The following is a 9,780-nucleotide window of genomic DNA, read 5'->3' on the forward strand; positions in this document are numbered from 1 at the left end:
GGCCTGCATGAGAATGTGTCACCGGGAGACGCGGTGTTTCCTCGCGCTTTCCTCGCCAGGACGGGCAGGTCTATGGAGTATGCGGACGATATACTCGCAAGGATTCAGGCGGCGCTGATAGATTATCACGCCGCAACCCATACCAATGGCCGCAAGCGGACATGGTCCGCCATCGCCCGTGAATTGCACGAAGCCTCGCTGGACACGCTCGATACTGACGAAGACCTTGAGGATAACGGCGAGCCTCTCCGTGACCCTTACAAACCGCTCGCGGAGGCCTTGCGGCGCTTTGCGGCGGGCACGCAGACACCGAGCAAGGAACGACTTGATGCGCTCTGCGCCTATCTCAAATCCAAATCCTTCCTGACCGATGCCGACCTTCGGCCCGCCGAAGCCTGGAACCCACTCGTCCACGCGCTGTCGGCGTTCTTCGGCGGGCAGGATGACGGCCGGGATTTTGCACCGCTGCAGGGGCGCTTTGCGGCAAGCCGAAAGCTGGCCTCCGGCCGCACGGAGCTGTCCGTCGTCACTGTCCGGGATGGGGGAGTTCATGCTCCGGTCGTCGAGGACAAGCTCTACAGCCTGCCGATTGCGCCGCAGTCGACGAAGCGCGATGCGCTTGCCCGTCTCCTGAAGCGCTCGGGCGGCAGCGAGCAGCGTTTTGATGGCTGGCTCTTCCACCGGAACGGGCAGGCCTGCCTTGTCGTCCAGGACAGTTTGCGAGGCGAGCCGAGCATCTACACGGTACTCGATCGCAAGGTCCAGGCGGGCGTTACGCCTGCAGTCATGCTGCTGGTGAAGTCGCGGGATTTCGGCGCGCCTGCGCCGGGATATGAAAAGGGCCGGATGAGCTTCGTTGCGGAGGACACCAGCACCCGTGACGCTGCCTTCGGCAAGATCAAGGAGCGCATCTGGGAATACCGGCAGGAGGGCGAGCCCGATGGCTAATGGTCCCCGCCAGACAGATGACGCCGAACGCCGGCGACTGCACGCGGCGTTTCTGGAGGCAGTCAATATCGGCGACATCGAGCGCGTGCGGCAGGCGCTCGCCAATGCCGCCATCGACATCAACTATGCCGAACCCGGGACCGGCCTTACGGCGCTCCATATCGCGGCGGGACGCAACGCCGTTGCCATCCTGCGCCTTCTTGTCGGGATCGGGCGCTGTGACCTTGGCATCAGGGATGCACAAGGGCGGACGGCGGCCGTTGTCGCCGTCACCGTGGGGCGAAACCCTGCCGTCGGGCGTTACCTCGCTGACCTTCAGCACGGCGCGGGGATTGCAGTCCCCGCGCAGCGCCGCCGCCCCGACGAGCAGACGGATTCAGGGTGACGCGTACTTCCCGGCGAACACTGGATGCACGGGACTGCTTTCGTCGAAATACTCCACGCGCTGGAGCATGAGCGGATTGTAGCCCGCCCAAACCACCAGCTGGCGTTTGAGTCGGTCGCTGCGTGCGAACTGGCGGCTGACCTCATCCGGCGTCAGCAGGTCGTATTGCTCCAACGATTCCGACCGCCCGGTGATGCCGGTGGCCTTTTGGTCGGTTGCGGCCTCTCCTTCGCGGGTGACTTTCACCACGGTCTTCCCCAGCCGCTTTGAGACGTACTCCGTCGTCATCAAATCGTTGTTGCCGAAGAACTGGAGAATTCCGGCATTGCCGACGAACGTCTCCCAGCGTTCCTTGTAGAGCGCCTTGCCCTGTCCCCAGTCCTGCAGCACCACCCAGAGCTTCACGCCGAACGAGGCAATCTGCCCGGCGGCGTCTTCGAGCTGCTTCATGTGCCCGAGCACCGGGAATTCATCGAGGCAGGCCAAGACCGGGACGGCAGGCTTTGCCTTCTCCCGCTCCATCGCGTCGAGAAGGAGGTTGATGAACACACGCAGCCACCGGCTGCAGCGTGCCATGCGGTTAGCGGGCAGGCACAGGTAGACGGTCATCCCTTGGGGTGCCGTTTTGAGCGCGGAGAGGTCGAAGTCGTGCCCGTTCAGCACCCGTGCCATGGCCCGGAAGTCTAGGAGCTTCGTGTGGCGGCGGGTCGTTGAGAGCACGCCCGCACGTTCGTTGGGTGGCCGCTCGTAGAAATCACGGGCAGCCCCTTCGATGACGTCTCCGACATCGCCGAGGGTATCGCTGCGTTGTAAGCGCGCCGCGTTCTTGAGCATCGCGAGTTCGAGCGCAAACGGGGCGTCCTCACCCTCGCCAGCCGTGACAAACACGGTTCGCAGGAGCGAGCGCAGGGTGACGAGATTGCGCCGTCCCTCGAACGCGGGGTCTGTTGCAATGTGCAGCAACAATCCCTCAATCCAGCTCTGCGCGCTGTCATCCCAATGCGGGTCTTTGCCGCCCGCGATGACCAGCGCGTCTGAAATCAGCCCCGCATCCTCGATGATGGTGTCGCTCTCGGGCACGAGTAGCGACAGGGGGTTGAAGCTGGTGCGGTACGGCTTCAGCCGTTCCGGCGCGATATGAAAGGGGTCGAGGATACAGACCCGTTGACCGAGTGCGGCGCGGCGTTCGGCGGTAATAGCGGCCAGCTCGCCCTTCGGGTCGAGCGCCAGGACGCTGCCGCGATAGAAATGGAGGTTGTTCACGAGCGTCACCGACTTTCCCGTCCGGGAACCGGCAATGGTCATCACATGGCGATTGTCGTCGATGCCGATGAGGTGGCCATCAAGAGCGCCAACCAGAATTTTCGCCCCGGGGGTTGCCGGGTCATACGCCATGTGGCGGCTGCCCATGATCTTCTCGCAGGGCTCCCACCGTGCCTGCGGGACGCTCTGTCGATCGAGAAAGCGCGTCGTCACGCCGCGCGCGATGTCGCTCATGAAGTCTTTTTCAAAGGCGTTCATTGGGGGTCTCCTGCCGACCGGGGTTACTCTGGCCATTTTGGAGTGCCCATCCGGCAGTCTTCCTCGCTGTTTCCTCGCGCTTTATCGCGGATGTGCCAGCGTTCAACCCCCGGGGATGCTGCCCTTATCGTTGTCACCCTTCGAAGCCTGCTTGAACCTGCCTTCCGGCGCCTTGCCGTCAATGACCCGCCCGCACCACTCCCGCGCATCAAGGATGCGGCAGGACCGTGTTGGTCATGACGGCGGCGGCTGATGCCGGCCGGCCTTTCGTTCCGCGTCCCTCGGGACACGCAACAACGAACGAAAGGAGAGCCCCATGGGCCTTGATATGTACGCCTTCGCCATTCCCGAAACCCCGGCAGCGCCGGTCGACTTCGAAGCCGAGACGGGCAGTGAACTGCACTACTGGCGCAAGCATCCGAACCTCCACGGCTGGATGGAGGCGCTATATCGCGCCAAGGGCGGCAGAGATGACGACTTCAACTGCGTCAACCTGCAGCTCACGGCTGAGGACCTCAACCGGCTCGAAGCCGATATCCGCAGCGGCAACCTGCCGCCGACCAGCGGCTTCTTCTTCGGTCAATCTGACGGCACGGAAGTGGCGGACGACCTGGCCTTCATCGAGAAGGCACGGGCGGAAATCGCTGACGGCATGACCGTCTTCTACACCTCGTGGTGGTGAACATTCCGCGGCGGCCCTGCTGGGTCGCCGCGGTTTCATTTTTCTTGCGGGGGACCGGCGCTGGAGCGTCCGCCTCATTATTACCCGTTTCGGGCCATGATGCGGAAGGGACGCCATTGCCGGTGATGCGCAGAAGACAGGCCATCGCTCCCGTCGCACGGATGCGTCTAAGCGGCTGCAGATATTCCCCTACGTTACTTGATAGGCGAGGTTTTCTGCCGGGTGCTGGTGGGCGCGATTGTGCCTTTCCGCTCCGGTATTGCCCCTGAGTTCCCGCTCATTCGCTGACAAGGGATTTCCCTCGACAATAACCGCCCCAGTCCTGAGCGGGCGCGCAGCCGGTTCAAGGCCAAGCCCCTGACGGGTAGCGCGGGGGTTTCCCCATCCTTCGCTCGCTGCGCTCACTGCAGGACGGGTGATACCGCTCCCCCGCGCCAGCCATGAACCGCCCGCTTTTCCGCCCGCTCCTGAATGAGGCGTGTCGAGGAAAACCCATAGCGAAAGGAGCTACATCATGACACGCAACACCAACCAGAAGAGCAAGCCCGCCCGCGAGTACACCCCTCCGGCCTACATCGCCTACCATGTCGATGAACGCGGCGAGAAGAAGTTCTGGAGCCGCATCGGTGCCGCCTGGCGCCACCAGAAGGGCGAAGGCCTGACCCTTCAGCTGGACCTCATCCCGGTCAATGGCGGCCGCATCGTCCTCCGGGCCCCGTCCGAAACAACCGAGGAGGCGGGCGCGTAAGCGCCCCTCCCACCCCGGAAGGAGAAACATCATGAACAACAATGTTCACATCGAAGCCGCTCGCGCGGCGCTGGCTCGCGCTGCCTGGGTCTACGGGCAGGCGCCCGCCTATGGCCAGGAAGCCGTGTCCGACCTGCTCGCTGACCTTCGGCATTTCTGCGCCGTGACCGGTCTCGACTTCGCCGCGTGCCACGCGGCGTCGGACCGCTACTTCATCGAGGAGACAGGGGGCGCGTCATGACGCGCTCCATTGAAACCCACCGCATCCTCTGGCGCGGCATCACCATCGAAATCCGCTATGAAGAACGCTGGCTGGATAGCGACGGTCCGTACAGCACCGCTCATCTGGAGCTGCGTACGCTTGAACCGGAGCGTACTCCTCTGCCGATGACCGAGACCGGTTATCGGTCTCATTTCACCCCGGCCGCGGCTATCGCCGAGGCTGGCGGACCGGTCGCCTTTGTGAAGGAGTGGCTCGACCACGCGGCGGGTTCGAAAGCGTGGAAAGACAAGGAGGCGGCTGCGCGGCAGATGACTTTGTTCTAGCCGCGCTCTGCGGACATGAGAACGGCGCGCCCATGCGGGCGCGCCGTTTTTTTGTGGCTCTCGGATGTCACGTGGTGGGGAGCATCAACACATTGTCCGTGCCGCAGAGCAGCCGGACATCGTGCTTCGCCCAGGCCTTGAGGTCGCAGTCCGGGCAGCAATAGCGCACGCGTTTGCCGCTTTTTGGGGTGGCAGGCTCAGCTGCGCTCTCGCCTGTAGTTGGGTCGAAAACTTCAGGGGCATCCTTCCAGGTAAGGGCGAACCCCTTGCCGAGGAGCTTGCCCGCGGCCACGTCGAAAGGGCCGCCGGGGATGATGTAGTGACCGAGCGTTTCGCCGGTCTCCTTGCCACCCTCCACCCCGGTGTCGGACGGCTGGAGCCCGATGGCTTTCATCTTTTCAGCCCATTCGCGGTTGTGGTAGCGGCCGCGTCCGGGCTGACCCTCATGGCGTTGCCATTGATGGGCCATCTCGTGGACGAGCGTGCCGAGAATGTCCTTCTGGCTGCGGCTCGCGAAGTGCATGGGGTTGAGGGCGATTTCGTCGGCCTGCTGGCCGGCATCGTTCTGGAAGCGCACTCCGGCGAAATACCCGAAAGACCCTTTGCGGCGCTGGAAGGTGATGAGCGCGTTCGGCAGCGTGCCGCCGAACAGCGTCTTGTTGAAATGCTCATGCGCCTGCTGGAGGCGCTCATAGGTTTCCTTGGTCGGTTTGATTGTAAGAGCAGCGGGGTCGACGGGGGAGATTGTGGGAGCGTTCATGGAGGGCCATCCTTGTCCGCCGGTCCCTCATCACTGGAATGCACACTCCAATTTCAGTCAGGACCTGGCTGTGTGAGGCCCTGAATGTCGCTCCTGTTTGAGCCCCGCTTCCTCGTGCTTTCCTCGTTCTTCTGTACTTGAAAAAGCAATGTACGAGCACTCATCCTGTCATTATGCTGCGATGTACATTTCACTTGTGGCCCTGTCTCATGGCATAATTGTAGAGAGGGGCAAATCCGCAGTAAGGCCTTGTACAAGGTGTGCGCGGTACTACCGCGCTCACCTTGCCGGGGGAACTCTCCGGTTCCCCGCGGACCCCCTCAGGGCATCCCTAAAGCCGATGAGTCCGTCCTTGTGACGGCCTATGCGGCAAGGGATGCGGTCAGCCGCCGCGGGCATCGAGCCCTTGGCAGCTGAGGCAACGTTTCGGCGTTGCATCCCGACCGAGGGAGACTGCCGCTCTCCCTGGACCCATCGCGCAAAGGGGCTGGCCGCGCCCCCTTGCAACCCGCTCCCAGGGCTTTCGCGCCCTGGACCACGACCGGTGTGTCGGCACCGGCTTCGAGCAAAAGGGAGACTTCGGCTCTCCCTTTGCAAACCCATCGACCGGGGAATGGCGCTCCCCGGAACCCTCGCAGACGATCGCGCGGGCGATGGCGGCGGCAGCGTCCCGATCACGACTATGCGCGCGCGTGGAAAGCGCGCGGATCGGGGCGGACTTACGGCGCTATCGATGATGCATGACGGAGAAGATACGCGAAGCCCCGATCTCTTACCGGCCCCCTCATGAACTGCGGGAGCAGTTCCGGGCGCGGGTCGAGGAGTCGGGGCTCTCCGTCAATGCCTTCATCACCGCTGCCGTGTTCGGCGAAGGCTCGCCGAAACCCGCCCGCCGGACATCCGCGTCGCGCGCGGATGTAGCCCGCCTGCTGGCCGAGACCGCGCTGCTGAACGAGCGCCTGAAAGGTCTCGCGGGCGACGCCGACCCGTCTCTGCTGGAAGATGCCGTGCGGGATCTCCGTGAAATCCGTGCCGCCTGCCTTCGGGCGCTTGGACGCTCGCCATGATACCCAAGGCGAGCCAGCGCGGCGGCGGCAAAGACCTCGCCACCCATCTGCTGAACGCGTTCGACAACGAGTATGTCGAGGTGGCCGAGGTCTCGGGCGCGATTGCGCCGGATTTGCACGGGGCCTTTGCCGAGTGGGAGGCCATCGCCACCGGTCTCACCAAGTGCCGCAACTATCTCTACAGCCTCTCGGTCAATCCGGACCTCGGGCAGGGTCAGCTGTCGCGGGCACAGTACATGGATTATGTCGACCGGGTGGAGAAGGCGCTAGGCCTTTCCGGCCAGCCGCGGGCCATCGTCTACCACATCAAGGACGGCCGGGAGCATTGCCATGTCGTCTGGTCGCGCATCGACTCCCAGACCGAAAAAGCCGTCCATCTCGCCTTCGACCGCGAGAAGCTGATGATGGTAACGCGGCAGTTCGCGCGCGAGCACGGGCTGGAGCTGCCGGAGGGATATGGGCCCGGGCGCTTTGACGAGCGGCGGCAGAAGGTCTCGCTCTATGAGCGCGCGCAGGAGCGCGCGACCGGCCTGTCGAAGGAGGAGCGACAGCTTCAGGTCACGCAGGCCTGGCGGCAGAGTGACAGCCCAAAGGCCTTCGTGCGGGCGCTGGAAGATCTTGGCTACATTCTTGCGACGGGCAACCGGCCGTACGTGCTGATCGATATCTATGGGGGGATGAACGCCCTCCCCAAGCTCATCGACGATCGCAGCGTGCGCACGAAGGATATCCGCGCCTTCCTGGAGAAGGAGTTTCCACCGGAGTCGTTGCCGACAGTCGACGAGGCCAAGGCGCTGGTGGCGCAGCATCGCAAGGAGCGCGAGCAGTTCGCGAAGGCGCGGGGTGATGGCGCGGAATTGGAGAAGCTCGCGCGGGCGCAGGCCGCGCGGCGGACGCCGGTTGAGGCGGCGCGCGCCGAAATGCTCGTGCGGCAGGAGCGGGAGCGCGAGGCACAGTTGCGGGAACATCTGGCCGCGCGGCAAGCGCTCCGGACGGGGTATCTCGCGGAGGTCGCCCGGGTGCGGCAGCAGCGTGAGGAATTCCGGCCGACGGGGCTGGCTGCGTTCCTCGGGCGCGTAACCGGTGTGTCGGCGATTATCCACCGGGTGCAACGGTACAAGGATGCAAAGCGCTATCTTGCGTTCCGGGAGAGCAAGCAGCAGCTCGTGGCAGGGCAGCGCACGGAAGCGGGTTTGCTGCAGCGGCGTCACGAGCTGCAGGCGCTCGACATGAACCGGCAACTGAAAGCGCTGACGGCGGTGGAGGCGAGGGAGCGCAAGGCGCTTGAGGAGAAGAGAGTTCGAGAACAGCGCCTGAAGGACCGGGCTGGCCATGAGCATATGCCGGCCCTCGCCCTTGATTTGAAACCACGCGGGCGCAGCGCTTCGGTGCGGCGGGCAAAGGACCGGTATCGTGACCGGACAGGGCGCGACCATGCGCGCGATGAAGATCGCGCGATGCGGGCGCGGATGGCAGAGGAGGAGAAAAGGCAGGAGCCGGAAACGCCTGATATCGATCTTAAGGATGCGCACCGCGAGGCGCTGGAGCGGCAGGAGCCGTGGGGCAAGGAGGTTGATCTGCCGGGCGATTTTGCGCGGGCTGCCGGTAGCGATGAAGGCGGTGGCGATGGCGGGGATGACGGGACGGAGGAGCCGGTGCGGATATCGCGAGCGGAGAGGAAGAGTGAGCGGCAGCGGTCGCGGCGGCGTGGGAGGGATGATTTTGAGCGGGAAAGGTAGTTCGCCGTGCTTGTCGACACGGGTGAAGGGCGGAAAGGCCCGATGCTCATGCCCCCTTCACATCAAAGCCAAGATACCGCAGAGCCTTGGCCATCCTGCCATTCATTGGAGGGCAGATATCAGGGAACACGGTACCGAAAAGCTCGAGTGCGCAGAAGCGCCCGAACAAGGCGAGCTTTCTGGAGGGGTCGTATAGTATGTCGTGTAGACGCTTTATGAAGTCATCAGGACCATGAAGAAGATGGGCCAGCCCGGACTTCACACGGGCCAGGTCGTCGTTGTTGCGATTCCAGAACTCGGCTGGCAGGTTCTTCGCGCCTCCCTTGACGAAGCGTAGCTGCTCCAGAAACGCGTGAAGAGACATCAGCGCCGCTGTTATCTGCTCTTTCGTAGCGCCGTTGATGGCGTCCTTGGTCCCAAAGGTTTGTCGGACGGTAACGAGCCATGTGGCGTAGTCCTCCGGGACCTTGCTATCGTCGGCGGTTGCCCATTCCTCGCCCAGATTGGAAATCAGCGACCTCCGATCAGCAGGGGAGCGCAGAGGGGCGGTCTGCCAGGCCTCATCGCCGAAGACGTGCGACAGGCGAACATAGTTCAGGAAGCGGTTTGTTTCGTTCGCGATGCCGACAGACGAAAGTTCCGGGCGCCGGTAATTATGCTCGGCAAGTATGGCAGTGACTTCGTTGAATGCGGGACGGTACTGTTCGTAAACAAGCTGCCGCAAGCCTTCGAGGAAGACGCGCTCCTTCGATTTTTCATGGCTTTTCACATTGATATTGGGCGGCTCGGCCCTGCCGATCGCGTCCTCAATGTCCCTATCCGGATCACCTGCGCGCTTGCGGGCTGCTGCGTGGGCCTTGGCGAAGCTCTCAAGCTTTTCTTTGGTTAGAACCTGACCAGCGTCCCAGAGCTCCACAAAAAGAGCGCGGATTTCTTCGATGGCGTCAGTGTCCTCGGGGCGATCGAGGCAGATAACCGCTTCGCGGTTCGAGTAAAGGCCGCCATCCGTCAAATTCGATGAGCCGAGCAACGCCGTTTCGCCGAAGATGTAAATCTTGGCGTGGAAACGGCTTGTCAGATAGCGAACGGCCAACCCCGGTACTTCATGAACCTGACGCAACGCCTCGGGAGACGTCGCCGCATTCAGGCCAACAAGCAACTGTATCGTCTTGCCCTTCTTGACCGCCTGCAACAGCGGGGCTGCCATCGTGAAATAAGGCGCGGCGAGGAAGAGCTGCGACGTGCCCGCAATGAGCTTTTCGAAGGGGGCGATCACAAAACTTCCGGGACCGTTGGAAAATATTCTGGTCATGCAGATGTATTCCCTCTCTCGGGCTCAAGGCCCGGCAAGAAGTTTGAAACGCTGTTCGCTGGCGCACTTTGT

At 63.3% G+C, this 9,780-nt stretch carries 11 protein-coding genes; 8 read left to right on the plus strand and 3 right to left on the minus strand.

What is annotated here, in order from left to right:
* The first annotated feature begins 72 nt into the window (after positions 1-72).
* Together WHT83_RS06450 and WHT83_RS06455 are read left to right on the plus strand one after the other, a co-directional pair.
* Positions 73-948, plus strand: coding sequence for a hypothetical protein (locus WHT83_RS06450; protein ID WP_406873329.1), 876 nt, complete (start codon positions 73-75; stop codon positions 946-948).
* Complete coding sequence (locus tag WHT83_RS06455) at positions 941-1,333, plus strand: ankyrin repeat domain-containing protein (protein WP_406873330.1); 393 nt, start codon at positions 941-943, stop codon at positions 1,331-1,333. Before WHT83_RS06450 ends, WHT83_RS06455 begins: the two co-directional genes overlap by 8 nt.
* Here the strand turns inward: WHT83_RS06455 and WHT83_RS06460 are convergent.
* Entirely contained in the window at positions 1,325-2,854 is a 1,530-nt protein-coding gene (locus WHT83_RS06460) for a type IV secretory system conjugative DNA transfer family protein (protein WP_406873331.1), read from the minus strand. The two genes, WHT83_RS06455 and WHT83_RS06460, sit on opposite strands and share 9 nt — an antisense overlap.
* A 316-nt stretch (positions 2,855-3,170) precedes the next feature.
* On the opposite strand from WHT83_RS06460, the gene WHT83_RS06465 reads away from it, so the two are divergent.
* From WHT83_RS06465 to WHT83_RS06480, 4 genes are all read left to right on the plus strand, one after another.
* On the plus strand, positions 3,171-3,536 hold the full coding sequence (locus WHT83_RS06465; protein ID WP_406873332.1) for a phosphoglycerate kinase: 366 nt from the start codon (positions 3,171-3,173) through the stop codon (positions 3,534-3,536).
* 514 nt (positions 3,537-4,050) lie between these two features.
* A complete protein-coding gene (locus WHT83_RS06470) occupies positions 4,051-4,284 on the plus strand; it encodes a hypothetical protein (RefSeq protein ID WP_406873333.1) in 234 nt (77 codons plus the stop codon).
* 31 nt (positions 4,285-4,315) lie between these two features.
* Positions 4,316-4,525 carry a hypothetical protein gene (locus tag WHT83_RS06475; protein ID WP_406873334.1) on the plus strand — a complete coding sequence of 70 codons (210 nt, stop codon included), beginning with the start codon at positions 4,316-4,318 and terminating at the stop codon, positions 4,523-4,525.
* Positions 4,522-4,830, plus strand: a complete 309-nt coding sequence (locus WHT83_RS06480) for a hypothetical protein (protein ID WP_406873335.1) — start codon at positions 4,522-4,524, stop codon at positions 4,828-4,830. The genes WHT83_RS06475 and WHT83_RS06480 overlap by 4 nt, the downstream gene beginning before the upstream one ends.
* Before the next feature lie 67 nt (positions 4,831-4,897).
* Here WHT83_RS06480 and WHT83_RS06485 read toward each other — a convergent pair whose 3' ends face one another.
* On the minus strand, positions 4,898-5,590 hold the full coding sequence (locus tag WHT83_RS06485; protein ID WP_406873336.1) for a SprT-like domain-containing protein: 693 nt from the start codon (positions 5,588-5,590) through the stop codon (positions 4,898-4,900).
* A gap of 740 nt (positions 5,591-6,330) precedes the next feature.
* On the opposite strand from WHT83_RS06485, the gene WHT83_RS06490 reads away from it, so the two are divergent.
* The gene (locus WHT83_RS06490; RefSeq protein ID WP_406873337.1) at positions 6,331-6,657 is read left to right on the plus strand and encodes a hypothetical protein; all 327 of its coding nucleotides are present in this window, start codon (positions 6,331-6,333) and stop codon (positions 6,655-6,657) included.
* On the plus strand, positions 6,654-8,396 hold the full coding sequence (locus WHT83_RS06495; protein ID WP_406873338.1) for a relaxase/mobilization nuclease domain-containing protein: 1,743 nt from the start codon (positions 6,654-6,656) through the stop codon (positions 8,394-8,396). The genes WHT83_RS06490 and WHT83_RS06495 overlap by 4 nt, the downstream gene beginning before the upstream one ends.
* Positions 8,397-8,442: 46 nt before the next feature.
* Here WHT83_RS06495 and WHT83_RS06500 read toward each other — a convergent pair whose 3' ends face one another.
* Entirely contained in the window at positions 8,443-9,708 is a 1,266-nt protein-coding gene (locus tag WHT83_RS06500) for a phospholipase D-like domain-containing protein (protein ID WP_406873339.1), read from the minus strand.
* Between the last annotated feature and the right edge of the window lie 72 nt (positions 9,709-9,780).

This window comes from Aminobacter sp. P9b (genome assembly GCF_045345995.1).
GTDB lineage: Bacteria > Pseudomonadota > Alphaproteobacteria > Rhizobiales > Rhizobiaceae > Aminobacter > Aminobacter niigataensis.

Bases quoted from the DNA above. Each gene is read 5' to 3' on its own strand.
- WHT83_RS06470 (WP_406873333.1), top strand. From the start codon at position 4,051: ATGACACGCAACACCAACCAGAAGAGCAAGCCCGCCCGCGAGTACACC.
- WHT83_RS06490 (WP_406873337.1), top strand. From the start codon at position 6,331: ATGACGGAGAAGATACGCGAAGCCCCGATCTCTTACCGGCCCCCTCAT.
- WHT83_RS06495 (WP_406873338.1), top strand. From the start codon at position 6,654: ATGATACCCAAGGCGAGCCAGCGCGGCGGCGGCAAAGACCTCGCCACC.
- WHT83_RS06500 (WP_406873339.1), bottom strand. From the start codon at position 9,708: ATGACCAGAATATTTTCCAACGGTCCCGGAAGTTTTGTGATCGCCCCC.
- WHT83_RS06465 (WP_406873332.1), top strand. From the start codon at position 3,171: ATGGGCCTTGATATGTACGCCTTCGCCATTCCCGAAACCCCGGCAGCG.
- WHT83_RS06475 (WP_406873334.1), top strand. From the start codon at position 4,316: ATGAACAACAATGTTCACATCGAAGCCGCTCGCGCGGCGCTGGCTCGC.
- WHT83_RS06480 (WP_406873335.1), top strand. From the start codon at position 4,522: ATGACGCGCTCCATTGAAACCCACCGCATCCTCTGGCGCGGCATCACC.
- WHT83_RS06455 (WP_406873330.1), top strand. From the start codon at position 941: ATGGCTAATGGTCCCCGCCAGACAGATGACGCCGAACGCCGGCGACTG.
- WHT83_RS06450 (WP_406873329.1), top strand. From the start codon at position 73: ATGGAGTATGCGGACGATATACTCGCAAGGATTCAGGCGGCGCTGATA.
- WHT83_RS06460 (WP_406873331.1), bottom strand. From the start codon at position 2,854: ATGAACGCCTTTGAAAAAGACTTCATGAGCGACATCGCGCGCGGCGTG.
- WHT83_RS06485 (WP_406873336.1), bottom strand. From the start codon at position 5,590: ATGAACGCTCCCACAATCTCCCCCGTCGACCCCGCTGCTCTTACAATC.